This window comes from Bacillus sp. AC266 (assembly GCF_979253805.1).
In genome coordinates this window covers 77,232-103,206 of sequence record NZ_CEEDEC010000003.1, presented here as the reverse complement: position 1 = coordinate 103,206, position 25,975 = coordinate 77,232, and the positions used below count along the sequence as shown (strand labels likewise).

Below are 25,975 nucleotides of genomic sequence, written 5' to 3'. Positions count from 1 at the left end.
AAAACAGATGGTAGCATCGTGCTGCCATCTGTTTTTTAGTTACTTTGTACTATCCTTCTCTTTCACAGCAGATAATACAGTTTGTTTTACCCATGCTTTTCTTCGTTTATGTTGTACACTCCATTGGTATAAACTTTGTATACCTAAAATAAGTGAAATGACTATACCACTAATCGCTATTAATAGAGCAAAAAATTCAAAAGGCGATGATATTTTGTTTGAATCGGTGTTTCTTAAAAGATCAATCATAGTAAACCCTAACATTTGGCCTACAACAGAGTAGAGCGTTAAAATTAATAATAAGAGGCTATCTTTTTTTGAAGCAACATTTTCTTGATATTTAAATAAACTATCGAGATTTTGTTTCGCGTTCGTGTACAGTACTTCAATGTTAAAAAGTTTTCTTAGACGAAAGAAAATATCTTCACTTTGTGATTGGGATACTAATTCTAAAGAAAAATAATTAGCTGTAAACGAATTTATTGAATAAATTAATTTCTCTATCTCATTTGTATCTTGTTCAATATTTAGTTCAGCATAAGCGTTTGCCATCTTTAATAAAACAACTTTATGAAATAAATTTAATAATAAAGCGTAATAAAACTCCCCGTACATTTGACTAGCAAGTTTAGTGACTGCTTGTTCACCTTCATTTGTAATACATGTGAAAATATGTTCTTCCATAATAAAGTAACGGTTAGGAGCCCATCTTTGATAAGAATGTTTTGTTAAATAATCGTGAATATAAGGAACATTATTTGCACTAATATATGGCTTACCATCATCTGATAATCCGGAAAGACTGGAAGTTCGATATACATCGATTATATGAAGGTCTGACTCTTTGTTTATGGATAATAGAGTTTGTACATACATTCGCTGGTCTTCAAAGAAAGGGAATGTTTGAAAATAAGAACTCCGCAATCTCTTGTTCTCAAAGAAGTCTGTTAAACCATGAAATAAATCACCGAATATAAGTTTTTCTACTTGTGAATATTTTTTTCCATCACATTCAATACAAATAGTCTCAGTCGTATCACTTTTAGTTTCAAGTACACGGAAGCGAGCCGCGAATTCAATTGCTTCTGATAATGTCATGTTAGGAGCGGTTTTTATTTCTGTCCGAATTGTTAAGAACCCAAGCTCATAAGGACAAAGTGTTACATCAATAGAATGTATCTTGAATGGAACGGAAATAAGGTTAGTTGTTAAATGTCCATTTAAATTAAGGTCTTTAGAATAGCGCTGTAATCCTTTTTGATGTTCTGAATGAGGAAAGAGAATTTTATTTGTAAAGGAAAGATAGTATGCTTCCATATTTTGATGTGAAACTTGAAATTTCCCGTAATATGTATTTTCATCTTCAAGATGATCGAGTCGAAAAGGTCGAAAATCATTTTTTTGTAAGAAAGGGAACATATTTTGTTCATATCCAGTTTTAAACGAAAACGGGAATATAAATTGAAATATAGCTGTTGTTACATCTTTTTCCTCGATTGTTTGTATTGCCTCCATTTACATTGTTTCCTTTCCGTATAAGCTATAGAAACAACATGCCCAATTTTTCTTGAAAATAACCTCTCTTGTTCATTAGATTAAGAATGAAAATTCAGCTTATTTAACAAGGGACATGTATAATGTTATGTATACTAAAATTAGTATAATTGTGTTAGAAAAAGGGGGATGTTGTATGCGTATTTTAGTATTAGGAGCTGGGGGCGTTGGCGGATTTTTCGGTGGCCGATTAGTAGAAAAGGGAGAAGATGTTACATTTCTCGTTCGCAGCAAAAGAAAACAGCAATTAGAAGAAAAAGGCCTTGTTATTCGTAGTGTTAATGGAGATTTTTCATTTCAACCGAAATTGGTAACGAAAGAAGATAGAACGACTCCATTTGATGTGATTTTATTTTCAACAAAAGCGTATCATTTACACGAGGCGACCATAGATTTAAAGCCGTTTGTAGGTAAAAATACTGTAATAATCCCATTGTTAAATGGTATCGCTCATTTATCACTATTACAAAAGGAATTCGGTGAAGAAAAAGTAATTGGCGGTCTATGCTTTATAGAGACGACATTAAACGATCAGGGAGAAATTGTACAAACGAGTGCTGCCAACAGACTTGTATTTGGAGAAATTAAGTCTCAAGATTCAGAGAGAATCAATCATATTTCCAAAGCATTTGCGGGTACGAAATCTAGTTTTGTTTTAAGTGAAAATATTACGCAAGATATGTGGCATAAATATTTATTTATTACTGTAATGTCAGGTGTGACAACATTAATGCGTGCACCAATAGGACCGATTCGCGAAAGCGAAGGTGGACGCGATTTTATCCAAAACTTATTTGAAGAATCTGTGCAAATCATGAGGGCATTAGGAGCTCCGGTAAAGGAAAACATTGCCCAGGAACATATGAAAACAATTGATAAAATTTCGTATGATATGAAGTCATCGATGCAACGGGATATGGAAAAAGGTTCGCTCATTGAAGGGAAGCATTTACAAGGATACTTATTGAAATTAGCAGAGGAAATGTCTATAGATGTGCCTTTATTAAGTGTTGTGTATCAAAATTTAAAGGTATATGAAAAAATGATTTTTACTAAAGAAATGGTATGAAAAAGAGTAAAGGATAGCAAAATATAAATGTTGCTATCCTTTTTTTATTTCTTTTTGACAATTTATTCGTTTCTTTTCGGTTTATCTGTCGTATTTCGTTCTCTTTCACGTTTACCATATAGCTGATTAATTTCATTTGCTACTGCATCTAAATATGAATCGGAAAAAAGTGGCTTCTTTTCTTTAGACATACGGGTCTCCTTTGTGGATTTTTAGTATTCATTATGTATATTTTTCGGTGGATTATGCGCAATCATTTTAATTTTTTTCTTTTTTAAAATTTTTGTTTACTTTTTGAAAATAAAGGAGTATTATAATCCACAGTTTCAATTTTCTAAATCGCTGAAGCCGCATGGTGCGGGGGACCCGTTCTTATGGATTAGTACTTAATCCAATGGGGTGAATCCTTGAAAAAGGTAGGGCTACTCATAGGCCCGAATCCGACAGCTAACCTCGTAAGCGTTATATTGAGAAGGAAGGTGGAGCTTGTGCGACAAAAAAAATAATGTCTACAAGTCTATTTCATTATGGCTTGTAGACATTTTTTGTTTTCTGAAGAAATAGTTTATCCGCTGTAATTAGCAGAAAAATTCGTGCAAAATTATTGGAGAGTGGACAGCGTTGGTTTCATCTATCAAAAGGTTTTTAATTGGAAGGCCGTTAAAATCAACAGAGTTAGGAGAGCAAAAGCTTAATAAAACGAAGGCGCTAGCAATTTTATCTTCTGACGCATTGTCATCGGTTGCATACGGACCAGAGCAAATATTAATTGCTTTAGCAGGTCTTGGAGCGGTAGCTTATTGGTATTCCATTCCGATTGCAATTGGGGTATTAGTATTATTGACAGCTCTTATTTTATCTTATCGACAAATTATTTTTGCTTATCCTCATGGTGGGGGTGCATACGTAGTATCAAAAGAAAATTTAGGGATGAATCCGGGATTAATAGCTGGAGGATCTTTATTAGTCGATTATATTTTAACGGTTGCAGTAAGTGTATCTGCAGGTACAGATGCGCTCACATCAGCTTTCCCTAGCTTACATGCACATAATGTAATCATTGCGATTATATTTGTCATATTGATTACCATCTTAAATTTAAGAGGCGTAACGGAATCAGCTTCCGTTTTAGCATATCCGGTTTATTTATTCGTTGTAGCATTATTTATATTAATTGGTGTAGGAATATATAATATTTTGACTGGTCACGTTTCACCCACGCTGCATTCGCCAATTGGAACACCAGTTGCGGGAATTAGTTTGTTCTTACTGTTACGAGCATTTGCTTCAGGAAGCTCTGCTTTAACGGGTGTTGAGGCGATATCTAACGCAATTCCAAACTTTAAAGATCCTGCACCTAACAATGCAGCAAAAACATTGCTTGCAATGGGTGCATTACTTGCAGTTTTATTTTCTGGAATTGTCTTTTTAGCTTATTATTACGGAATTAACCCAAGTAAGGAAGTAACAGTCGTTTCACAAATTGCTGAACAAACTTTTGGACGTAATTTCATGTACTATTTCATACAAGGTACAACAGCTTTAATATTAATTCTTGCGGCTAACACAGGTTATTCTGCATTTCCGCTATTAGCAGTTAACCTTGCAAAAGATAAATTTATACCGAGAATGTTTACGATTAGAGGAGACCGCCTAGGTTATTCAAACGGTATTATTATACTTGGGATTTCTTCGATTATTTTAATTGTAGCTTTTCAGGGAAAAACAGAACACTTGATTCCGCTATATGCAGTAGGGGTATTTATTCCGTTTACACTTTCTCAAACTGGAATGGTACTAAAATGGCTTCGTGAAAAGCCTGAAGGATGGGCTTTAAGATTAACGGTCAATTTAATTGGTGCAGTCATTAGTTTTATCGTTATGAGCATGTTCTTTTTAACTAAGTTCGCACAAGTTTGGTCAATCCTTATTTTCTTACCTTTCATTATCTTCTTGTTCCATCGAATTAAGAAGCATTATGATGCAGTGGGCGATCAATTAAGTTTAAAAACTTGTGAACCACTTGTTCCGATTGAAGGGAATGTAATTGTCGTTCCTGTAGCAGGTATGACTCATGTAGTAGAAAATTCACTGAACTATGCTAAAGCTCTTTCTGCAGATCAAGTTATCGCTGTGTATGTTGCTTTTGACAGAGAAGAGGAAAAGAAATTTGAAGAGAGATGGGAGAAGTGGCAACCTGAAGTAAGGCTTGTTACATTACATTCTCATTATAGAAGCATTATTCAGCCGCTTACAAAATTTATTGACACAGTGCAATATAAAGCGAGTGAATCAAATTACCGAGTTACGGTCGTTATACCACAGTTTATTCCGAAAAAAGGTTGGCATAACATTCTTCATAATCAGTCTAGTTTACTCATTCGTGCGTATTTACTCTATAAAAGAAATGTTGTTATTACGACAGTACCGTATCATTTGAAAAAGTAAGGAAATTTTTTAAGGATAACTTCACGAAAGTGAAGTTATCCTTTTTGTGTATATGCTATGCATAATTGCATATGGATTTAAAAAATATATTAGTATAATTTTAATGGTTATGAATATGTAGTGTTTCCTGTTGTGGTATATAGATAGTTTAATCGAGAAAGTGAATTGAATTTTATTTTGGGATAAGGACATGAGAGCTTGAAAATAAAGGGAATTAAAATACTTCTTTACGTTATATAAATAGCTGTGTTTAAATGACCTTACAGTACAAAACTTACATGAAAACAAAACGAAATTTCATACTTTCACACGTTAATTAGTTTAAAATGAATAATATTTTCATGTAATATATTCACTGTGTGAATGTGGAAATCGCAATAAAATAGAAAATTTATACAGTTTTATTCATACTAAGCACATATGAAAAGTTATGAAGTGTTTTATAGCAATAAGTAAGTACTGTAGAAATAAAGTTTGAGAGAGGTGGTTCGTACATGACTCACGGTGAGAACGTTCTCTATTTTTAACCATCTCAAATCATTTGCAAGAAAATAGAATACTAAAATGCGATAGTAATAGTTGCTAATACATAGGAGGAGTTAAAGTGAAAAAGACTTTAATTACAGGGTTATTGGTTACAGCAGTATCTACGAGTTGCTTCGTTCCTGTAAGCGCTTACGCTAAGGAGGGGCAAACAGAAGTGAAAACAGTATATGCGCAAAATGTAATTGCTCCAAATACATTATCCAATTCAATTAGAATGTTAGGATCACAGTCACCGCTTATACAAGCATACGGATTAGTTATTTTGCAACAGCCAGACATTAAGGTAAACGCTATGAGTAGTTTAACGAATCATCAAAAATTTGCAAAAACGAATGTACGAGAGTGGATTGATGAATATAATCCGAAGCTAATCGACTTAAATCAAGAGATGATGAGATACAGCACTAGATTTAATAGCTATTATAGTAAGCTCTATGAACTAGCAGGAAAAGTAAATGAAGATGAACAGGCAAAAGCAGATTTTACAAACGCATATGGAAAATTACAATTGCAGGTCCAAAGCATTCAAGAGAGTATGGAGCAAGATTTATTAGAGTTAAATCGATTTAAAACGGTATTAGACAAAGATAGTAATAACTTATCAATTAAAGCTGATGAAGCAATAAAAACACTGCAAGGATCAAGTGGAGATATTGTGAAATTAAGAGAAGACATAAAAAGAATTCAAGGGGAAATTCAAGCTGAACTAACTACTATTTTGAATAGACCACAAGAAATTATTAAAGGTTCTATTAATATCGGTAAACAAGTATTTACAATCACAAATCAAACTGCACAAACGAAAACAATCGATTTTGTTTCTATCGGTACGTTAAGTAATGAAATTGTAAATGCAGCAGATAGTCAAACGAGGGAAGCAGCTCTTCGTATTCAACAAAAGCAAAAAGAGTTATTACCGCTTATTCAGAAGTTATCACAAACTGAATTAGAGGCGACTCAAATTACATTTGTTGAAGATCAAGTAAGTAGCTTTACAGAACTAATTGATCGCCAAATTACAACTTTAGAAACGTTATTAACGGATTGGAAAGTTTTAAACAATAATATGATCCAAATTCAAACAAATATTGAAGAAGGCACGTATACAGACAGTAGTTTACTTCAAAAACATTTCAATCAACTTAAAAAAGTAAGTGATGAAATGAATAAGCAAACAAATCAATTTGAAGATTACGTTACAAACGTTGAAGTACATTAAACAGAAAAATAATTAGCGATATAGGGAGAGAAGAAAAATGACAAAAAAACCTTATAAAGTAATGGCTCTATCAGCACTTATGGCAGTATTTGCAGCAGGGAATATTATGCCGGCCCATACGTATGCAGCTGAAAGTACAGTGAAACAAGCTCCAGTTCATGCTGTAGCAAAAGCTTATAATGACTACGAAGAATATTCATTAGGACCAGAAGGCCTGAAAGATGCAATGGAAAGAACAGGTTCAAACGCTTTAGTAATGGATCTGTACGCTTTAACAATTATTAAACAAGGTAATGTTAACTTTGGTAATGTATCGTCTGTTGATGCGGCTTTAAAAGGGAAAGTGATTCAGCACCAGGATACAGCTAGAGGAAATGCGAAGCAATGGTTAGATGTATTAAAACCACAGCTTATTTCAACGAATCAAAATATTATTAATTACAATACGAAATTCCAAAACTATTATGATACTTTAGTCGCTGCGGTAGATGCAAAAGATAAAGCGACTCTTACGAAAGGTTTAACTAGATTATCAAGTAGTATTAATGAAAATAAAGCGCAAGTAGATCAGTTAGTAGAAGACTTGAAAAAATTCCGAAACAAAATGACGTCCGATACGCAAAACTTCAAAGGTGATGCAAATCAAATTACATCTATATTAGCTAGTCAAGATGCAGGAATCCCGCTTCTGCAAAATCAAATTACAACGTACAATGAAGCGATTAGTAAATATAATGCAATTATTATCGGTTCATCAGTTGCGACAGCTTTAGGGCCAATTGCAATTATCGGTGGTGCAGTAGTTATTGCTACAGGTGCAGGAACGCCGCTAGGAGTCGCGTTAATTGCAGGTGGTGCAGCAGCTGTAGGTGGTGGAACAGCTGGAATCGTATTAGCGAAGAAAGAGCTTGATAATGCACAGGCAGAAATTCAAAAGATAACAGGACAAGTTACAACTGCCCAATTAGAAGTGGCAGGACTAACGAACATTAAAACACAAACTGAGTATTTAACAAACACAATTGATACAGCAATTACAGCGTTGCAAAATATTTCAAACCAATGGTATACAATGGGATCGAAATATAATTCATTACTTCAAAATGTAGACTCTATTAGTCCAAACGACCTTGTTTTCATTAAGGAAGACTTGAATATAGCTAAAGATAGCTGGAAAAACATTAAAGACTATGCAGAAAAGATTTATGCTGAAGATATTAAAGTAGTAGATACGAAAAAAGCATAATAGCGATTAAACTGTTACAACGTTATGTATAGATAATTGGTTATTATAAAATAGAGAGCTCCTGTTCAGTAGTGAGCAGGAGTTCTTTTACCTCTAACGTTTCATATCCTCATAAAAAGAATAGGTGATAAGTATGCGTAGTAATTTCTATAAAAAATGCCTTTTAACGATAATGATTGCTGGAGTGGCAACGAGTAATGCATTTCCTTTACATCCTTTCGCAGCAGAACAAAACATAAAAACATTACAAGAGAGTGCAAAAAATTATTCTCTCGGACCAGCAGGGTTCCAAGATGTAATGGCGCAAACGACATCAAGTATATTTGCGATGGATTCATATGCAAAATTAATTCAAAATCAACAAGAGACTGATTTGAGTAAAATAAGTTCAATTAATGGTAATTTAAGAGGGAATATGATTCAGCACCAAAGAGATGCAAAAATTAATGCGGCGTATTGGTTAAATAATATGAAGCCTCAAATTATGAAAACGGATCAAAATATTATTGATTACAACAATACTTTTCAAGCGTACTATAGTGACATGCTATTAGCGATTGATCAAAAAGATAGCGTAAAGTTAAAAGCGGATTTAGAAAAGTTGTATGCGGACATTTTAAAGAATCAAAATGAGGTAGATGTATTATTAAGGAATTTGAAAGCTTTTCGCGATAGAATGGCGAAAGACAAAAATAGTTTTAAAGAGGATACAAATCAATTAACAGCGATTTTGGCAAGTACGAATGCTGGTATTCCAGCTCTAGAGCAACAAATAAATACATATAACGATTCGATTAAAAAGAGTAACGATATGGTGATTGCTGGTGGTGTACTTTGCGTAGCACTAATAACATGTCTTGCTGGCGGACCGATGATTGCGATTGCGAAAAAAGATATTGCAAATGCAGAACGAGAAATAGCCAGTTTAAAGAATAGAATTTCTGGAGCACAAGCAGAAGTGGCAATTTTGACAGATGTAAAAAATAAAACAACAAATATGACAGAAACAATTGATGCAGCAATTACAGCACTGCAAAACATATCAAATCAGTGGTATACGGTAGGTGCGAAATATAATAATTTACTACAAAACGTAAAAGGAATCAGTCCCGAAGAATTTACCTTTATAAAAGAAGATTTAAATACAGCGAAAGATAGCTGGAAGGATGTAAAAGATTATACAGAAAAATTACATGAAGGCGTGGCGAAATAAATAGCGGACTAGTTCCACTGTTTATTTTTTTTATCCCGTTTTTTGTGAGAGACGAGCTTGTAATTTTACCCATAAGTTTGCCGTGTGTTTTATCAATGTAACTTTAGGATAATGTTTGATCAAATTGATACTAATAACCTCGATAAACTCCTGATCACGCTTTTTATATTTAATATTTTTAGTAAAAAAGCTATACTATAAGAAAAACTAAAAATTGGAAAGGAAATACTAGAACATGGAAAATTATTTGTTATTTATCCTTACAGCAATCCTAATCATAATAATGCCTGGTCCCGGTTTTGCTTTAGTTACAAAAAACACTATCTCGCATGGTAAAAATGGTGGGATAAAGACTGTTTTAGGAACGATATCTGGAATGATGATTCATACAATAATGGCTACACTAGGACTTTCTGCTATCCTAATGAAATTTGCTATGCTATTTACATTTATAAAATATGCTGGAGCTTTTTATTTAATTTTCTTAGCTGTAAAGTCAATTAAAAGTGCCTTACATAAAAAAGAAGATATGTCAGGTTCAGTGGGAATGAACTCTAAGGATATTGGAACGATTAAAAGTTTTAGACAAGGATTTACCACGGCAATCTTAAATCCAAAAACTGCTGTGTTTTTCCTTAGTTTTTTACCCCAATTTATTGTGAGTAATCAAAATCATTTCCTACAATTTCTTTTATTAGGAGTCACATTTACGACTTTGACAGCAATATGGTATTTACTTTATATCTCACTAATACGTCAATTAAGAACTTTTTTAAGAAAAGAAAAAGTGAACCGTACAATAGAGGGTATTACTGGCGCAGTATTGTTAGTATTTGGAGTTAGGTTATTTTTCCAAAAATAAATATGTATATGAAAAGAGAAATAATCAATGGTGGTTATTTCTCTTATTCTAAAACTATCATTTTACAATTGACTTCAAACCTTCATACTAATCTTATATACCTATCTAACATGGGCTTTAAAAATGAGGTCCTTAATCACTTGACACATTTTGCTGTATAAGAAAAAATCAAGGTAGTTTAGATAATTTAAGCAAAATTGATACTTCATCTTTTCTCTTAACTAAGCAATTTAATTTTTATGTATTATAACTTAAGGGCTGAGGAACAAATTTTTCTTCAACTACTAACCCGCTAATAAAATTCTGGATATTTCCCAAAAATGTTTACTGTAATGGGATATAAGGGGAACCTATATTAGGCATGGTATTTCCTTTTTTAGTTTGATTGTGATGCGGTGGGCCCCCTATATAAAAGAAACCGCAGTTTACATCCAAACTGCGGTATTTCGACGTACAAGGAATTTCATAAATCATTAGTCACTGTCTAAATTGTACTCCTCATTTATCAATATCTGTTTCTATTTTTTTACTTTGCAAAAGAACTAAGTCTAATTTCTTATAGAATGAAACCAAGGCAATTGTTTAATATATGTATCGCCATAACATATGCAAGGGATCTTTTAGAAATAAGATAAGCCGCAGTAAGTATTACCGATCCGGGTAAATATATAGCAATATCCGAAAGCTGGTTCGTATGAAGAACTGTAAAAATTATAATCGAAATGATAGATGCAATAGCAGTACCAATATAATGTGAAAAACGATTTAATATTATATGACGAAATATAATTTCTTCAAGTATTGGACCCAGAATACCAAATACAAGCAATGTAAATATAAGAGGTATCTCCGCGCCCGTTTCAAGGAGCTGTTCTTGGTTCTCTGGCTGACCAGTTGCTAGAAAACGCATAACAGACTGTTCCACAATTACCGTAAATAAAACCACCATAGGAATACTTACTATTTTCAAAATTGTCTTCTCTTTAAAATAAGTAAAACTTTCAATAATTTCTTTCCTAAAGAAAATTATTCCCAAAATAGCAGGTACAGTCAAACCGATGGCACTAAGAGCAAATTCTGATTCAACTAAATTGCTGTTAGTTAAAAGTGATATGCCAAATAATATGAACAAGCCAATTTGAAGTAGTGCAAACATTGTATAAACTATTAGCATAATAAGTTCTTTTTGATTCATTTTAATAAAGTTCACCTTATTACCTCCATAATTAAATTACTTAGAATCTTTGAATTTTCTTTCTGCATTAGGTTCTCCTTCTAAATATATTTATACAAGATTCTAAACCGGACGGTTCGGTCCGAAAGCTAATAATACTATAAGTTTCTAGTTTTGTTAATCCTTTTTACAAATTATTAACAAAATCAAAATGGCAAAAGTACAAAATACTTATATGTCAGTTTCTTATTTACAATTAAATTACAGTACTCATTAATTATTAAAGATTTCCTTTTTATAGAATGAAGTGATAAGGCTTTTAATCGCAAGGAATGCGGTAGATATCCTAATATATGAAGTGAAAGTGGGGGTAGTTCAAACACTTTAGCTAAACATATTAATAGAGATTATATATAATAACCATATGTCTATACACTAAAATATATATTTTTACATCTTCTACGATTTTAGGTAAAATTAGTTGTATAACATGACTGAATTAAACAATTGGTCATGTTATTTTTGACAGAAAATTCACTCGGATGATATAGATGATACAATTTGATTAACCTCTTTTCAAACTGTATTGTTTGAGGTTTCCATAAGATATTTCTGTTCCAAACTTATTTATACTTACAAAAAAATTAAAAAAATAGAGGGTAAACATTACCTGGAATATTAAGAGCGTTTTTATTAGGAGGATTACAAAGCATGACTAAAGTTGATAAGGTAAAAGAAAAAATTATTGAAACATCTTTATATTTATTTAATACTAATGGGATAACTCGTACATCCATCCAGGATATAATGACAGCTACTGAACTACCTAAAGGATCTATTTATCGTAGATTCAAAAATAAAGAAGAAATTGTCCTTGCTGCCTACGACAAAAGTGGTGAGATTATGTGGAGTCATTTTCATAAAGCAATGGAAAATAAAAAGACAGCAATCGATAAAATCCTTGCAATATTCCTTGTATATCAAGATGCAGCTAATAATCCTCCTATTGCTGGAGGCTGTCCATTACTTAATAGCGCAATTGAAAGTACTGGAATATTTCCAGAATTACAAAAAGCAGCAGCAAAAGGTTATGACGATACAGTAATGTTAATGGCTTCTCTCATAAAAGAAGGAATAGAGAAACAAGAACTTAAAGAAGATATAGACATTATATCACTCGCTTCTTTTCTTGCATCTTCAATGGAGGGAGCTATTATGGCAAGTCGAGTATCTAACGATAATATACACCATCATTATTTTATTGAACAAATAAAACATCATCTTTTCACTTATTCTAAATAAGTGAGAACTTGCATTGTTTTCATCCGATTTTTATAGACTTAAATTGAATAAATACCCCTCATAAACAGTATCTTCTGTTTATGAGGGGTATTTGAATAGTTTCTAGTAAAGGGAGATTTTTAGACGATGTTTCATGTTTCTTATTGAACGGCTTTGTTATCGTTACTACAGAAAAAGCAAAAAAGAATGAATTACATATAAATCGATTTATATGTTTCAAGTGTATCTATGTTGAGGGTGTAAATCTATACAATAAGTTTTCATTGTAAATACTAAGCGTAGTAGAAGTTCAGTTAGATAAAATTCGGTAGTCGAATTTTTTTGCATAAAGCTGTATAATGCTTGTAACGAAAAGGAAATACAGGAAAGGATATGTAATGAGTTACTATGGATAAGGATAAACAACAATTAAGCGTTGAAGTTGCAAGATTATATTATCAATCAGATTATAGTCAGCAAGAAATTGCTAATAAATTAAATATTTCAAGACCGACGATTTCTAGATTATTGAAGTATGCGAAAGAAAAAGGATTTGTTCAAATTAGTATAGCTGATCCATTTGCTGACTTAGATAACGTTGGGAACTTACTTAAAGAAAAGTACAACTTGTTAGAGGCGCATGTTATATTTTCTCCAGTACCAGAATATGCAACGATTACGGAGTATATTAGTAAGTATGCTGCTGAGTATATGGAAAAGACAGTGAAAACTGGTGATATCGTTGGTGTAAGCTGGGGAATGACGATGTATGAAATCGCTAGAAAAATCGTACCGCAACATGTGAAAGGTGTAGAGGTTGTCCAGTTAAAAGGTGGCATTAGTCACTCAAGTGTAAATACATATGCGAATGAAACGATCGCGTTATTTGCAGATGCTTTTCAAACGACGCCAAGAAATCTACCTCTTCCAGTTATATTTGATAATGCGGTGACAAAAGAATTAGTGGAGCAAGATAGACATATTCATCACATTATTGAAATGGGGAAACAAGCAAATATTGCAATTTTCACTGTTGGAACAGTGCGTGATGAAGCGTTATTATTCCGATTAGGATATTTAGATAAGGATGAAACGAACATTTTGAAAGAACAAGCTGTCGGTGACATTTGTTCACGTTTCTTTGATGGAGACGGAAATATTAGTAGCGAAGAAATTAATAAGCGTACAATTGGAATTGAGTTAGAGGAACTTAAATTAAAGAAACGTTCTATTTTAGTTGCAGGTGGTAATAGAAAAATAAAAGCAATTGACGGTGCGTTACGTGGCGGGTATGCAAATGTACTAATTATAGATCAGCATACAGCGAAAGAATTGTTACATTATCAAAAAGGTTAGAAATAAAAGGCTTTCTCAAAATATTAATTTTGAGAAAGCCTTTTATTTTTAGTATGAATAAATCAATGTGTAGTACCTTGTAAAGTATTTGTAAGGAACGCTCTTTGATTGATCTCCTTTTTCAAAAATTAGTGAGTTAGCCATAATATCTCTATCTACAAAACTCCAGCCATCTTGCTCCATCATATCGATAAAAGGTTCCATTTTTCCGCGCTTTACTAAGTAGGGGTATTGATTATCTATCGGTTCTACTTCCATCATTTCTTTATCTTGAATAACCATCTTAGACATAGCTAAAGCAAATGGAACTGGGTTTCCTTCTTGGAAAATAACATCCCTTTTATAAAAAATAAATATGGATAGTGAGGTGCATACTAGCAATGTGAATATAAAGAATTTTGACTTAAACAAGTGGTTCACATCCTTTATTTACAAGCTTATACTACTTTCAATGTATTACTAGAAATTCCCTTCTAAAAAAGAATGAACAAAAGTTCAAAAGTGTATTTACATTTGTTCAACTAAGGGTTAGAATGAAGTTGTTAAAAGATATGAGGAGTGAAGATAATGAACATTGCAAAGTTAATTGATCATACAATTTTAAAACCAAATTCTACAAAAGAAGATGTTATGAAAGTAATCGAAGAGGCAAAGCAATACAAATTTGCTTCAGTTTGTATTAATCCTACATGGGTAAAGCTAGCTGCTGAAGAATTAGCTGGACATGATGTAGACGTTTGTACTGTAATCGGTTTCCCATTAGGAGCAAGCACTACTGAAACAAAAGCATTCGAAACAAAAGATGCTATCGCAAAAGGTGCAACTGAAGTTGATATGGTAATCAACGTAGGTGCTTTAAAAGATGGCGACAATGAGTTCGTTGAAAAAGACATTTATGAAGTAGTACAAGCAGCAAAAGGAAAAGCTCTTGTAAAAGTAATCATTGAAACTTGCCTTCTAACAGATGAAGAAAAAGTTCGTGCTTGTGAATTATCAGTAAAAGCTGGCGCTGATTTCGTAAAAACTTCAACTGGATTCTCAACTGGCGGAGCAACTGCTGAAGATATCGCGTTAATGCGTAAAACAGTTGGACCAAACGTTGGCGTGAAAGCATCTGGCGGCGTTCGTACACGTGAAGATGCAGACAAAATGGTAGAGGCTGGAGCTTCTCGCGTTGGAGCAAGTGCTAGTGTTGCAATCGTATTAAATGATGCAAAAGGTGCTACAGATAATTACTAATTAATAAAGTGTGAAAAGCAATAGATACACGTTTAAAGTAAAGTGTATCTATTGCTTTAACAATTGAAAATAATGTAAGCGGATACGAGTGGGAGGAGACGGCTTATGAAATACTTAATCGGTGTTTTAGGCCTCGTATTGATTTTAGGTATCGCTTGGCTTGCTAGTAATGATAGAAAGAAAGTCAAATATCGCCCAATCATAACGATGGTTATATTACAATTCATTTTGGGGTTTTTATTATTAAATACAAGCGTAGGGAATATATTAATTAGCGGAATAGCAGATGGTTTTGGAGAATTATTAAAATATGCCGCTGATGGTGTGAATTTCGTATTTGGTGGATTAGTAAATCAAAAAGAGTTTTCATTCTTTTTAAGTGTATTAATGCCAATCGTATTTATATCAGCTTTAATAGGTATTTTGCAACACATTAAAGTATTACCTATTATTGTGAAATCTATCGGTCTAGTATTAAGTAAAGTAAATGGGATGGGGAAACTCGAATCATATAACGCGGTAGCTTCTGCGATTTTAGGACAATCTGAAGTGTTTATTTCAGTTAAGAAACAACTAGGATTATTGCCAGAGAAAAGAATGTATACATTATGTGCATCTGCAATGTCTACAGTATCTATGTCTATCGTTGGATCATATATGGTGTTATTAAAACCGCAATATGTTGTAACCGCTTTAGTGCTTAACTTATTCGGTGGCTTCATTATTGCTTCTATCATTAACCCGTATGAAGTTACTGAAGAAGAAGATATGTTAGAAGTACAAGAAGAAGAGAAAAAGACATTCTTTGAAGTATTAGGGGAATACATTATAGATGGATTTAAAGTTGCGATTACAGTAGCAGCTATGTTAATTGGTTTCGTTGCCCTTATCGCATTCATTAATGCAGTATTTAAAGGTGTAATCGGTATCTCATTCCAAGAAATTCTTGGTTATGTATTTGCACCATTTGCATTTATTATGGGTGTTCCATGGCATGAAGCAGTTAACGCAGGGAATATTATGGCGACAAAACTTGTATCAAATGAATTTGTTGCGATGACAGATTTAGCACAAGGAAACTTTAATTTCTCAGATAGAACGACAGCGATTATATCTGTATTCTTAGTTTCATTTGCAAACTTCTCTTCAATTGGAATTATTGCTGGGGCAGTTAAGAGCTTAAATGAAAAACAAGGGAATGTAGTCGCAAGATTTGGTTTGAAATTACTTTTCGGTGCAACATTAGTAAGTTTCTTATCAGCAACAATCGTTGGCTTATTATTTTAACAGATTCATATAATATAAAAAGGAATGGTGATTGTAATGAGAATGGTAGATATTATTGCGAAAAAACGTGATGGAAAAGAATTAACAACTGAAGAAATTAATTTCTTTATTAACGGTTATACAGACGGAAGTATTCCTGACTATCAAGCGAGTGCACTTGCAATGGCAATTTTCTTTAAAGATATGACGGATCGTGAACGTGCAGATTTAACGATGGCAATGGTTGAGTCTGGAGAAACAATCGACTTATCAGCAATTGAAGGCATTAAAGTAGATAAGCATTCAACTGGCGGTGTTGGTGATACAACAACATTAGTATTAGGACCATTAGTCGCTGCTTTAGATGTACCAGTAGCAAAAATGTCTGGTCGTGGTTTAGGACATACGGGCGGGACAATTGATAAATTAGAAGCGGTAGAAGGATTCCACGTTGAAATTACGAAAGAACAGTTCATTGATATTGTAAACCGTGACAAAGTGGCTGTTATCGGACAAACAGGAAACTTAACACCTGCTGATAAAAAGATTTATGCATTACGTGATGTAACAGGAACAGTAAATTCAATTCCTCTAATTGCAAGTTCAATTATGAGTAAAAAAATTGCAGCTGGTGCTGATGCAATCGTACTTGATGTAAAAACAGGTGCTGGTGCATTTATGAAAACCGAAGAAGATGCAAAAGAATTAGCTCATGCAATGGTACGTATCGGAAATAATGTTGGACGTCAAACGATGGCAGTAATTTCAGATATGTCACAACCTCTTGGTTTTGCGATTGGTAACGCTCTAGAAGTGAAGGAAGCAATTGATACTTTAAAAGGCGAAGGTCCAGAAGATTTAACAGAATTAGTACTTGTATTAGGAAGCCAAATGGTCGTACTTGCGAAAAAAGCAAATACATTAGAAGAAGCTCGTGAAATGCTAATTGAAGTGATGAAAAATGGAAAAGCAACTGAGAAATTTAAAGAGTTCTTAAGCAACCAAGGCGGAGACAGCTCGATTGTAGACAATCCAGAAAAAATGCCACAAGCGAAGTATGTAATTGATGTACCTGCAAAAACTTCAGGTGTGATTTCAAACATTGTTGCAGATGAAATCGGTATCGCAGCTATGCTACTTGGTGCTGGCCGTGCAACAAAAGAAGATGAAATCGATTTAGCAGTAGGACTAATGTTACGTAAAAAAGTTGGCGATGCAGTAAAAGAAGGCGAGCCGTTCGTAACGATCTATGCAAATCGCGAAAATGTAGAAGATGTAAAAGCAAAAATCTATGAGAACATTTCTATCGCTGAAACAGCAGTGGCTCCTAAATTAGTTCATACAGTTATTACTGACTAATCAATATTACATTTACTTTGAGGAGGAAATAATATGGATAAGAAAAAATATATCGAAGAAGCAAATAAGATGTTATCGAAAGCGTATATTCCGTATTCTAAATTTCCTGTTGGTGCAGCATTAGTTACGAAAGAAGGTAAAATCTATACTGGTTGTAATATAGAAAACGCTTCTTACGGTTTATGTAACTGTGCAGAAAGAACAGCAATATTTAAAGCAGTATCAGAAGGTGAGCGCGACTTTAGTTACTTAGTCATTACAGGAGAAACTGACGGACCTATTTCACCATGTGGTGCTTGTAGACAAGTTATTGCTGAATTTTGTGATCCGAAAATGCCTGTATTACTAACGAATGTAAAAGGTGATGAAAAAGAAGTGACTGTGGAACAGTTACTGCCAGGTGCTTTCTCAATTGAAGATTTAAAATAAGTTAAAAGGCCATTCCACAATGAATAGTTGTGGAATGGCTTTTTTATTTTCAAAAATAGAATGTAATATTCCGTTCATATTCCGTTCATAAACTTTGCATAAAATGATTGCATCGAATATGGAAAGTTTACAGCAGGAGGAATATGATGAAGAAATTATATAATGCAGCATTCATTTACTTAATTATTGGTTTATTATCAGGTGTATTTGCTAGAGAGTATACGAAAGCGCAAGGAATTAAAGGATCCACTATGTTGCAATTAGTGCATACACACGTATTAGTGCTCGGCTTCGTATTCTTTTTGATCGCTTTAGCTCTATTTAAAGTATTTAATGTCCGTGAAACAAAAAGTTTTCGTGCGTGGTTTGTTGTTTATAACATAGGACTTATTTTTACAATCGCTACAATGGTATTTAGAGGTATTCTACAAGTGAATGGAACTGACTTTAATGGTTTAAGCCATATGGCTGGATTAGGTCATGTCATTATAAGTATTGGGCTCGTTTGGTTTATGATTTTGCTCAGAAAATCTTTTAAATAGATAGGAGTGGAGAGTATGAGTTTAGCACTTTTATCAAGTATAGTAGCGGTTTGTATGGCTGTTGGAGTTATGTTTCTTCGCTTTAAGTCAGCGAAAAAACCGGTAACGAAAAAGAAAATTATATTACCGCCAATTTTTATGAGCACTGGTGCAATGATGTACTTCTTACCAGAGTTTCGATTAACGTCTTTAGAAATAGTAGAGGCAATTAGCGTAGGACTTATTTTCTCTATATTTCTTATTAAAACATCTAAGTTCGAAATAAGAGGCGAAGACATATATATGAAACCATCAAAAGCGTTCATATTTATTTTAGTTGGTTTATTAGCTGTCCGGGTAGCATTAAAATCATATTTAAGTCAATCAATTGATTTAGCACAATTAAGCGGGATGTTTTTCTTACTCGCATTTGCGATGATTGTATCGTGGAGAATTGCGATGTATCGCTCGTTTACTAAATTAGAAAAGACAATAAAAAGAGCTGGAATTTCTATATAGGAATTTCAGCTCTTTTTATGTTTTATACGATTGTTTTTTTAGCTTTGATTTCATTTGCTTAATTTTAAACGGATTTGAGCATCTTGTAATGCAACTGGTGTAACGTTAAGACCATTTTGATCAACGATTTTTGTGTTTAATAAAATGGAATCTAAGCTCCCGCGAAATGTTTTTGTATAGTTTTGACGCAACATTTGTTGTTCTTGTTTTTCATCAACTGTTAATCCAGATGTTCTTTCTTTTTTTGATAATTCGTTAATACGGAATAAAATGTTTTTCATTTGTTTTCACCTCTAGTTAGATTTAATTACATTAGTTACTTACTAATGTATAGTTATTGTAACGTATCTTTTAATAAGTGTCAATGCCTGTAAACATGCCTTGTTTTGTAAGTGTATGGGGTGATAAAGAATGAAAAAACTACAAATACTTGAAATAGAAAAGATGTTAATATACAATACCTAAGTAGGGTATATAGGGTGTTGTTTTACTTTATGAGAGTAATAAGCAAAAAGGAGTATGTAATAATGAATTCAGTAATTTCAAGGAAAGAAACAATCATATCATATAGCATTGCAATTCTATTTATATTAGCGATGGTTACAGCTGGTGTACTATTAGATGATCCAGAAGTAATTTTGCCGGAAATAGCTGCGATGGCAATAGCTTTATGGGCATATCGTGAGCCGGGATGGCTAAGACAACCAGAAAAAATCTTTATTGCGCCGTCAATAACAGCTGTTATTGGTTTTGCAGTGAATCAAATGGACATTTCCTATATAGGAAAAGTTAGCTTAACACTTATATTAATGATGTTGTTTTTACGTGTTATTCAATCCAATTTAGCACCATCTATTGCGACAGGTTTATTACCATTAGTAACAAATGCGACGGAATGGTCATTTGTTATCTCAGTCTTCGTTTTGACATTTATTTTAATGATTGGTGTTCTTATTTTTAAATTGAATAACGGTATTGAGAGAAAAGTTAAAATCCAATATAAATATATGGTTGTATTTCTATTTTTAAATTTTGTATGGATCAGTTTATGTTGGATAACTGGTTATGAACAATTAGCGGTTATTCCGCCAATTCTAGTCGTTGTGTATGAATCGCTTCAAAAACCGATGTACAATGAAAAGATGGCATTTAAACAAATAGTAGTATTAACTATATCGGCGACTGTTGGAACTTTATTGTACTTTGCGATTGATTCATGGATTGTAGTCACTTTATTCAATATGATATTAATGCTAATTTTATTGAAAATCGTTGGAGTACGTATTCCAGCAGCGTATGCATTCCCATTACTTCCGCTCGTATTTCCTGATGAAATGATAAAGATGTTACCAGTAGGTTCATTTGTTACGGGGGTATTCTTATTTGGTACAGTACTACTGTATAAAAAGTGGGAGATGAAGCAAAAGGGCATGCAGAAGAGTTAAATATAATTGGTAAAAAGGTAAGTTCAAGTCACTGGAACTTACCTTTTATATTTATACCCAATATAAGGATATATCATAAAGTCCAACTAAAATGAGTAGTACCCCTGCTATAAGTTGAATGTTTTTTCCTATTTTTCGGCTCTTTTTAAGTAGTGTGTCATTTAATCCAAGGTAGGAGATGATGAACATTAATATAACGATAGGTAGAGCAGTTCCTATCGAAAAGAATGTCGGAAACAAGTATCCATAATTAGATGAGAAAGATAAAGGGATTAACGTTCCGAAAAATAGAACGAACATAGTCGGACAGAAGGCTAAGGAAAAAAAGAATCCAAGTAAAAATGAGCCAACCTCATTTTGTTTTCGTATAAATTTGATTGAGAAGAAACTTCTTCCTTTTATAATACCTGCCAACATTAGCCCCATTAAAATTAATAAAGGTCCAATTATTTTTCGTAACCATGGGAAATACAAAGTTAATATTTGCTGAATCTCTTTTCCTAAGAACCATACTAATAGTCCAAGTGTCGTAAAAGCTATTATTTTTCCTAAAATGAATAACAATATATGTTTCCATGCATGTCCCTTTTGTAAAGATTGATTGCCATAAAGTGAAACTTTAATCAGTGGGGGTTTTGTTCATCCCCCACTGATTATTAGCCTTCACCAATCGGGCATTTACGGGCAGTTGATATCCCACCTAACTTCTTTGTACTATCCGAATTTTGAGGTGGGAGTTTTACTGCCCGTTAATGCGGGATAAAGTGTAATAGCGCTAATGCTTCCTGTTAATTGGCAAGGAGCAAGGGTACCTACAATGCCTAATAAAAACGCAAATAAAAGAGGAATTGATTTCGTAGCATTCGCGATATCCATTAAAGGAGACATGAGTTGATAACTCCACTCGCTAACTGTTGAAAACACGTTATATTCACCTTTCTAACTAGTTATATTGTAATGTTCCATTTTTAGTAATCTGCTTCCACGTTTTACCGTCATCCATAGAAAGAAAGACATTTGCTTTCATTGTAGCAAAAACTATTTCAGCTGAATTTTGAGGATTTTGTGATATGTACATAATTGTATCTTTAGAATCTAAAGATGGAATCTGTAAGTTTGTTTCTTCATTTGTAGCAATTGATTTCTTCGTAATCAGTTGCTCAGTTTGCTTATTAATAGAGGCATAGATAATGTCTTCATTACTTAATGTAACTGCGGTCGATTCAACTGGTTTAGAAAATAGTTCAAATGTATTTCCATAATCTGTAGACAAATATACACCGTCTTTAGTACTTACCGCGACTACACTAGATTGATCTGGATGTGCTGAAAAGGAATGGATTGTACTTGAAAGACCGTTTAATTTACTATTTTTCCAATCTTGTCCGTTGTTCGTACTGAAATAAAAACCTTGTTGTAATTTAGAATTTGGACGCTCATTGTATAAATAAATTGCTTCCGTATTATATCCGACAGCAAGGTTATGAAAATCAGATTCTCCATAAAACGCTAGCTTTTCGAGGGTATTACCGCCATCAGAACTTTTCATTAGCCCTAAAGGATTTTTTAAATTTGCACCTGGTTCAGGATGACCGCTGGCAACGAATCCATTCTTTGTTGCCTGAAATCCCATGTAATCATGTAGCTCAGTCGTAGTTTCAAACCATTTACCATCTTGATAAACTTTTATACCACTGTGAGTTGCGATAGAAACCCCAGGCATATTTCCCGCGTAGCCAATTCCATGAATGTGCTCGATTTTTCCAGAGGTAATTTCTTTATAGAAGTTTTGCGGAATCGTATTTGCTGTTTCTTTATTTTTTGGCTGAGATTGCATCGTTTCTTTTTTAGCTGGTGCTGTTTCAGCATTGCTAGAACATCCTGTAATTATTAATAAAGAAGTAATTGCTAACCCTGTTGCTACATAATGTTTCACTTTTGTAGACTCCTTTCCATATATATGAGATTTTAAGTATATGGAATAAATGTCAAGAAATTGTGGAGTGGTATGCATAATTTAGAGTGGAAGGGGCCCTAGTAATGAAGATTTTCTTTTCTCTATGAGCACTATTAATTGACGAAAAATTATAACAATAATAGAATGAATTATATTGGATAATCAGTTTCAAAATTATACATAGAATGCTAGGGGGATTATTATGAAATCAACATTTTTTGCTCAAAATAGAGAACGATTAGTAAACACATTACCGGATGAATCTATTACTATTTTATTTGCTGGGCAAGCACCTCATATGTCAGCCGATGCACATTATAAATTTGTGCCGAATCGAAATTTTTACTATTTAACGGGAATCGATGAGCCAAATGTTATTTTCATGTTGAAAAAGTTTGGAAATAGTGTGGAAGAAACTCTTTTCATTGAAAAATCAGATCCAGTAATGGAAAAATGGGACGGTAAAACAGTTTCTAAAGAAGATGCAGAACAAATTTCAGGCATAAAAAAAGTTGTATATATAGAAAGCTTTGAGAAGACAATGGCAAATACACTTTTCACAGAAAATGTGAAGCATCTGTATTTAGATTTAGAGCGTCGTGAGTGGAAGGGTACTGAGACGAAAACGTTAGCGTTTGCTAAATATGTAAGAGAACAGTATCCACACGTTTTAATTGGTAATGTATATCCGCATATTTGTGAATTACGAGTGTTTAAAACGGAAGAAGAAATTGAAATCATTAAAGAAGCGATTGCTGTAACTAAAGAGGGTATTTATAACGTGCTGAAGCATGCAAAAGCAGATGTGATGGAATATGAATTAGAAGCTCATTTTGATTTTACGCTTAAATCATCTGGAATTAAACATCATGCATTCAATACAATTTTGGCGAGTGGTAAAAATGCTACAGTCCTTCATTATGAAGATAATGATGCACAAATTCAAAATGGTGATTTAGTGCTGCTCGATTTAGGTGCTCAAAAAGATTACTACAACGCTGATATTAGTTACACATTCCCAGCTAGTGGAACATTCTCTAGTCGCCAAAAACAAATATATAATATAGTGTTAAAAGCATTGAAAGAAACAACTGAGCTTATTAAGCCAGGATTAAAGTTTGCTGCATTAAATGAGCATACAAAAAAGGTACTGGCAGAAGAGTGTAAAGCAATTGGTTTAATTCAAGAAGATGAAGAGTTATCAAAATACTATTATCATGGCGTCAGCCATTTCCTTGGTTTAGATACTCACGATGTAGGAACATACAAAGATAGAGTGTTAGAAGAAGGTATGGTTATAACAATCGAACCTGGTCTTTATATTGAAGAAGAATCAATTGGAATTCGTATTGAGGATGATATCCTTGTAACAAAAGATGGGTATGAAAACTTGTCAAAAGATATCATTAGAGAAGTTGAAGAGATTGAAGAGTTTATGAGTGAAAATAATGTGAATGTAAAAGAAGATGAAGTTGTTACGAAATAATTATTAGAAGAGGCGCTCAATTTTGGGCGTCTTTTTATTTAGGCCATTTTAAACCTCCATATTTTCTTGAAAATTGTCTTCTATAATAATCTTGAAAAAGAAAAAGGAGGGATTTTCATTGAAGAGATTTGTATTAACAGCAGTTACAGTCTCCGTAATATCTTTAATTGCTGCATGTTCTGCGACCACAAATACAACAAATGATCATAAAAATATGAATGATAAAAAAGCAGAACAGACTGAAACTGCTACAAAACCATTGAAAGTTATAAAAGGACCAGAAGTTACTTTAGTAGCGAAAGAAGAAAAGCAAAAGCTAAGTAGCGGTGTTATTGTTCCGGTCTGGACATTTAATGGTTCATCTCCTGGACCAGAAATCAGGGTGAAAAAAGGTGAAAAGGTTAAAGTGACATTAAAAAATGAATTATCTGCACCAGTATCTATTCATTGGCATGGATATCCAGTCCCAAATAACATGGATGGAATTCCGGGTGTGACACAAGATGCGGTTGAATCAGGAAAAAGTTTCACCTATGAATTTGAAGCGAACGTACCAGGAACGTATTGGTATCATTCACATCAAGATTCTGTAAATCAACTAGATAGAGGTTTGTATGGTGCTCTTATTGTAGAGGATACAAGTGAAAAGTATGATAAAGATTACACATTAATGTTAGATGAATGGGTAACAGATAAAGAAGAAATTAATAAGCAGTTAAAAGAAATGACAAAAGGGCCAACAGGTAATAAATCTAAGGGGAATGAAAATACGAAAAAGAATGATGATATGAAAGGCATGGATCATTCCGGTATGGACAGTGATAAAAAAGACTCTAGTAATATGGCAGGAATGGACCATGGAAATATGAAGATGGAAGGTCATGATATGAGTATGTATGACTTATTCACAATCAATGGTAAAAGCGGAGATTTAGTAGAGCCATTAAAAGTGAATAAGGGTGATAAAGTTCGTCTTCGACTCGTTAATGCGGGTTATCTATCACATGATATACACGTTCACGGTCATGATTTAAAAGTAATTGCAACAGATGGTCAACCAATTAATGATCCAAAAGTTATAAAAGACAAAATAATTTCAATCGCACCGGGTGAACGTTATGATATTGAATTTACAGCTAACAATCCTGGGAAATGGTACGTTGAAGACCATTCGAAAAATAAGGGTGCAAAAGGAATGAAAGCTGTTATTGAATATGAAGGTAGTAAAGAGATGAAAGATAAAGCAAACGAAAAAGAAAAACTACCAAAATTAGATATGACGAAATATGGTGAGAAAAAATTAGGTAGTTTCACGTTAGACCAGCAGTATACTGCCACATATAATATGGACTTGAATACGCAAATGAATGGAAAGGAAATGGTATATACAATTAACGGAAAAATATTTCCGGATATTGATCCAATTCCAGTGAAAAAGGGTGATTTAGTAAGAGTAAAATTAGTAAATCGCTCTAAAGCGGACGATCATCCGATGCATTTATACGGTCATTTCTTCCAGGTGTTAAGTAAAGACGGAAAACCGGTAGAAGGTTCTCCAATTGTTAAAGACACTTTGAACTTAAAACCAGGAGAAGAATATGAAGTAGCCTTTGTAGCAGACAATCCGGGTGATTGGATGTTCCACTGTCATGATTTACACCATGCTTCAGCGGGGATGGTAACAGAAGTGAAATATACAGATTATAAATCTGATTATGTTCCAAACCCTAACATTCCTAATAAGCCAGAATAATATGAAGCAGTTATCCTATGGATAGCTGCTTAT

The 25,975-nt window shown here is 33.3% G+C and carries 24 protein-coding genes, 1 pseudogene and 1 riboswitch; of the genes and pseudogenes, 17 read left to right on the top strand and 8 right to left on the bottom strand.

Annotation, left to right across the window (positions count from 1 at the left end):
• Positions 1–39: 39 nt before the first annotated feature.
• A complete protein-coding gene (locus AC0IXC_RS13705; protein WP_016103142.1) occupies positions 40–1,515 on the bottom strand; it encodes a hypothetical protein in 1,476 nt (491 codons plus the stop codon).
• A gap of 175 nt (positions 1,516–1,690) precedes the next feature.
• Between AC0IXC_RS13705 and panE the strand changes: the two genes are divergently transcribed.
• Positions 1,691–2,623 carry a 2-dehydropantoate 2-reductase gene (panE, locus tag AC0IXC_RS13700; RefSeq protein WP_088293568.1) on the top strand — a complete coding sequence of 311 codons (933 nt, stop codon included), beginning with the start codon at positions 1,691–1,693 and terminating at the stop codon, positions 2,621–2,623.
• Positions 2,624–2,685: 62 nt separating this feature from the next.
• Here the strand turns inward: panE and AC0IXC_RS13695 are convergent, their stop codons facing one another.
• Positions 2,686–2,814 (bottom strand): hypothetical protein, encoded by a 129-nt coding sequence (locus AC0IXC_RS13695; protein ID WP_002086273.1) that lies wholly within the window; start codon positions 2,812–2,814, stop codon positions 2,686–2,688.
• 139 nt (positions 2,815–2,953) lie between these two features.
• Positions 2,954–3,100, top strand: a riboswitch (cyclic di-AMP (ydaO/yuaA leader).
• Between the two features lie 144 nt (positions 3,101–3,244).
• On the opposite strand from AC0IXC_RS13695, the gene AC0IXC_RS13690 reads away from it, so the two are divergent.
• From AC0IXC_RS13690 to AC0IXC_RS13670, 5 genes are all read left to right on the top strand, one after another.
• Positions 3,245–5,071 (top strand): APC family permease, encoded by a 1,827-nt coding sequence (locus AC0IXC_RS13690; RefSeq protein ID WP_471652962.1) that lies wholly within the window; start codon positions 3,245–3,247, stop codon positions 5,069–5,071.
• A 604-nt stretch (positions 5,072–5,675) separates the two neighbouring features.
• Positions 5,676–6,836 (top strand): non-hemolytic enterotoxin NHE subunit A, encoded by a 1,161-nt coding sequence (gene nheA, locus AC0IXC_RS13685; protein ID WP_002135640.1) that lies wholly within the window; start codon positions 5,676–5,678, stop codon positions 6,834–6,836.
• Positions 6,837–6,873: 37 nt separating this feature from the next.
• Positions 6,874–8,082, top strand: coding sequence for a non-hemolytic enterotoxin NHE subunit B (nheB, locus tag AC0IXC_RS13680; protein WP_000162968.1), 1,209 nt, complete (start codon positions 6,874–6,876; stop codon positions 8,080–8,082).
• Positions 8,083–8,215: 133 nt separating this feature from the next.
• A complete protein-coding gene (nheC, locus tag AC0IXC_RS13675; protein WP_471652960.1) occupies positions 8,216–9,295 on the top strand; it encodes a non-hemolytic enterotoxin subunit C in 1,080 nt (359 codons plus the stop codon).
• Between the two features lie 235 nt (positions 9,296–9,530).
• Positions 9,531–10,157 (top strand): LysE family translocator, encoded by a 627-nt coding sequence (locus tag AC0IXC_RS13670; protein ID WP_044440497.1) that lies wholly within the window; start codon positions 9,531–9,533, stop codon positions 10,155–10,157.
• Positions 10,158–10,713: 556 nt separating this feature from the next.
• Here the strand turns inward: AC0IXC_RS13670 and AC0IXC_RS13665 are convergent.
• Positions 10,714–11,367 carry a CPBP family intramembrane glutamic endopeptidase gene (locus tag AC0IXC_RS13665; RefSeq protein ID WP_326996442.1) on the bottom strand — a complete coding sequence of 218 codons (654 nt, stop codon included), beginning with the start codon at positions 11,365–11,367 and terminating at the stop codon, positions 10,714–10,716.
• A gap of 675 nt (positions 11,368–12,042) precedes the next feature.
• Between AC0IXC_RS13665 and AC0IXC_RS13660 the strand changes: the two genes are divergently transcribed.
• Positions 12,043–12,633, top strand: a complete 591-nt coding sequence (locus AC0IXC_RS13660) for a TetR/AcrR family transcriptional regulator (protein ID WP_107887682.1) — start codon at positions 12,043–12,045, stop codon at positions 12,631–12,633.
• A gap of 387 nt (positions 12,634–13,020) precedes the next feature.
• Positions 13,021–13,968, top strand: a complete 948-nt coding sequence (locus AC0IXC_RS13655) for a sugar-binding transcriptional regulator (protein WP_088039203.1) — start codon at positions 13,021–13,023, stop codon at positions 13,966–13,968.
• Positions 13,969–14,016: 48 nt separating this feature from the next.
• Here the strand turns inward: AC0IXC_RS13655 and AC0IXC_RS13650 are convergent, their stop codons facing one another.
• Positions 14,017–14,379, bottom strand: coding sequence for a hypothetical protein (locus tag AC0IXC_RS13650; protein ID WP_215591148.1), 363 nt, complete (start codon positions 14,377–14,379; stop codon positions 14,017–14,019).
• 156 nt (positions 14,380–14,535) lie between these two features.
• On the opposite strand from AC0IXC_RS13650, the gene deoC reads away from it, so the two are divergent.
• From deoC to AC0IXC_RS13620, 6 genes are all read left to right on the top strand, one after another.
• Positions 14,536–15,207 (top strand): deoxyribose-phosphate aldolase, encoded by a 672-nt coding sequence (gene deoC / locus AC0IXC_RS13645; RefSeq protein WP_002012110.1) that lies wholly within the window; start codon positions 14,536–14,538, stop codon positions 15,205–15,207.
• Positions 15,208–15,312: 105 nt separating this feature from the next.
• The gene (locus AC0IXC_RS13640; protein ID WP_002035026.1) at positions 15,313–16,494 is read left to right on the top strand and encodes a NupC/NupG family nucleoside CNT transporter; all 1,182 of its coding nucleotides are present in this window, start codon (positions 15,313–15,315) and stop codon (positions 16,492–16,494) included.
• A 36-nt stretch (positions 16,495–16,530) separates the two neighbouring features.
• Complete coding sequence (locus AC0IXC_RS13635) at positions 16,531–17,832, top strand: pyrimidine-nucleoside phosphorylase (RefSeq protein ID WP_002165965.1); 1,302 nt, start codon at positions 16,531–16,533, stop codon at positions 17,830–17,832.
• A 33-nt stretch (positions 17,833–17,865) separates the two neighbouring features.
• On the top strand, positions 17,866–18,261 hold the full coding sequence (locus AC0IXC_RS13630; protein ID WP_000358532.1) for a cytidine deaminase: 396 nt from the start codon (positions 17,866–17,868) through the stop codon (positions 18,259–18,261).
• A 146-nt stretch (positions 18,262–18,407) separates the two neighbouring features.
• A complete protein-coding gene (locus AC0IXC_RS13625) occupies positions 18,408–18,803 on the top strand; it encodes a DUF2871 domain-containing protein (protein WP_326996443.1) in 396 nt (131 codons plus the stop codon).
• A gap of 15 nt (positions 18,804–18,818) precedes the next feature.
• Positions 18,819–19,301 carry a CcdC family protein gene (locus AC0IXC_RS13620; protein WP_060751261.1) on the top strand — a complete coding sequence of 161 codons (483 nt, stop codon included), beginning with the start codon at positions 18,819–18,821 and terminating at the stop codon, positions 19,299–19,301.
• 50 nt (positions 19,302–19,351) lie between these two features.
• Here AC0IXC_RS13620 and AC0IXC_RS13615 read toward each other — a convergent pair whose 3' ends face one another.
• A complete protein-coding gene (locus AC0IXC_RS13615) occupies positions 19,352–19,582 on the bottom strand; it encodes a DUF896 domain-containing protein (protein ID WP_002035023.1) in 231 nt (76 codons plus the stop codon).
• Between the two features lie 246 nt (positions 19,583–19,828).
• On the opposite strand from AC0IXC_RS13615, the gene AC0IXC_RS13610 reads away from it, so the two are divergent.
• Entirely contained in the window at positions 19,829–20,746 is a 918-nt protein-coding gene (locus AC0IXC_RS13610; RefSeq protein ID WP_326996444.1) for a hypothetical protein, read from the top strand.
• Between the two features lie 51 nt (positions 20,747–20,797).
• Here the strand turns inward: AC0IXC_RS13610 and AC0IXC_RS13605 are convergent.
• The 3 genes and pseudogenes from AC0IXC_RS13605 to AC0IXC_RS13595 form a co-directional block, all read right to left on the bottom strand.
• Positions 20,798–21,364 (bottom strand): annotated as a pseudogene (locus tag AC0IXC_RS13605) (urease accessory protein UreH domain-containing protein); the annotation flags it as partial.
• 96 nt (positions 21,365–21,460) lie between these two features.
• A complete protein-coding gene (locus AC0IXC_RS13600) occupies positions 21,461–21,634 on the bottom strand; it encodes a hypothetical protein (RefSeq protein WP_193652712.1) in 174 nt (57 codons plus the stop codon).
• Positions 21,635–21,689: 55 nt separating this feature from the next.
• Positions 21,690–22,682, bottom strand: a complete 993-nt coding sequence (locus AC0IXC_RS13595) for a F510_1955 family glycosylhydrolase (RefSeq protein ID WP_471652959.1) — start codon at positions 22,680–22,682, stop codon at positions 21,690–21,692.
• A 223-nt stretch (positions 22,683–22,905) separates the two neighbouring features.
• Between AC0IXC_RS13595 and AC0IXC_RS13590 the strand changes: the two genes are divergently transcribed.
• Entirely contained in the window at positions 22,906–24,189 is a 1,284-nt protein-coding gene (locus AC0IXC_RS13590) for an aminopeptidase P family protein (protein ID WP_471652958.1), read from the top strand.
• Between the two features lie 118 nt (positions 24,190–24,307).
• Positions 24,308–25,942: a multicopper oxidase family protein gene (locus AC0IXC_RS13585; protein WP_471652957.1), complete on the top strand. Its 1,635-nt coding sequence runs from the start codon at positions 24,308–24,310 to the stop codon at positions 25,940–25,942.
• Positions 25,943–25,975: the final 33 nt, after the last annotated feature.

Bases quoted from the DNA above. Each gene is read 5' to 3' on its own strand.
- AC0IXC_RS13705 (WP_016103142.1), bottom strand. From the start codon at position 1,515: ATGGAGGCAATACAAACAATCGAGGAAAAAGATGTAACAACAGCTATA.
- panE (WP_088293568.1), top strand. From the start codon at position 1,691: ATGCGTATTTTAGTATTAGGAGCTGGGGGCGTTGGCGGATTTTTCGGT.
- AC0IXC_RS13695 (WP_002086273.1), bottom strand. From the start codon at position 2,814: ATGTCTAAAGAAAAGAAGCCACTTTTTTCCGATTCATATTTAGATGCA.
- nheB (WP_000162968.1), top strand. From the start codon at position 6,874: ATGACAAAAAAACCTTATAAAGTAATGGCTCTATCAGCACTTATGGCA.
- nheC (WP_471652960.1), top strand. From the start codon at position 8,216: ATGCGTAGTAATTTCTATAAAAAATGCCTTTTAACGATAATGATTGCT.
- AC0IXC_RS13670 (WP_044440497.1), top strand. From the start codon at position 9,531: ATGGAAAATTATTTGTTATTTATCCTTACAGCAATCCTAATCATAATA.
- AC0IXC_RS13660 (WP_107887682.1), top strand. From the start codon at position 12,043: ATGACTAAAGTTGATAAGGTAAAAGAAAAAATTATTGAAACATCTTTA.
- AC0IXC_RS13655 (WP_088039203.1), top strand. From the start codon at position 13,021: ATGGATAAGGATAAACAACAATTAAGCGTTGAAGTTGCAAGATTATAT.
- deoC (WP_002012110.1), top strand. From the start codon at position 14,536: ATGAACATTGCAAAGTTAATTGATCATACAATTTTAAAACCAAATTCT.
- AC0IXC_RS13640 (WP_002035026.1), top strand. From the start codon at position 15,313: ATGAAATACTTAATCGGTGTTTTAGGCCTCGTATTGATTTTAGGTATC.
- AC0IXC_RS13635 (WP_002165965.1), top strand. From the start codon at position 16,531: ATGAGAATGGTAGATATTATTGCGAAAAAACGTGATGGAAAAGAATTA.
- AC0IXC_RS13630 (WP_000358532.1), top strand. From the start codon at position 17,866: ATGGATAAGAAAAAATATATCGAAGAAGCAAATAAGATGTTATCGAAA.
- AC0IXC_RS13625 (WP_326996443.1), top strand. From the start codon at position 18,408: ATGAAGAAATTATATAATGCAGCATTCATTTACTTAATTATTGGTTTA.
- AC0IXC_RS13620 (WP_060751261.1), top strand. From the start codon at position 18,819: ATGAGTTTAGCACTTTTATCAAGTATAGTAGCGGTTTGTATGGCTGTT.
- AC0IXC_RS13615 (WP_002035023.1), bottom strand. From the start codon at position 19,582: ATGAAAAACATTTTATTCCGTATTAACGAATTATCAAAAAAAGAAAGA.
- AC0IXC_RS13610 (WP_326996444.1), top strand. From the start codon at position 19,829: ATGAATTCAGTAATTTCAAGGAAAGAAACAATCATATCATATAGCATT.
- AC0IXC_RS13600 (WP_193652712.1), bottom strand. From the start codon at position 21,634: ATGTCTCCTTTAATGGATATCGCGAATGCTACGAAATCAATTCCTCTT.
- AC0IXC_RS13590 (WP_471652958.1), top strand. From the start codon at position 22,906: ATGAAATCAACATTTTTTGCTCAAAATAGAGAACGATTAGTAAACACA.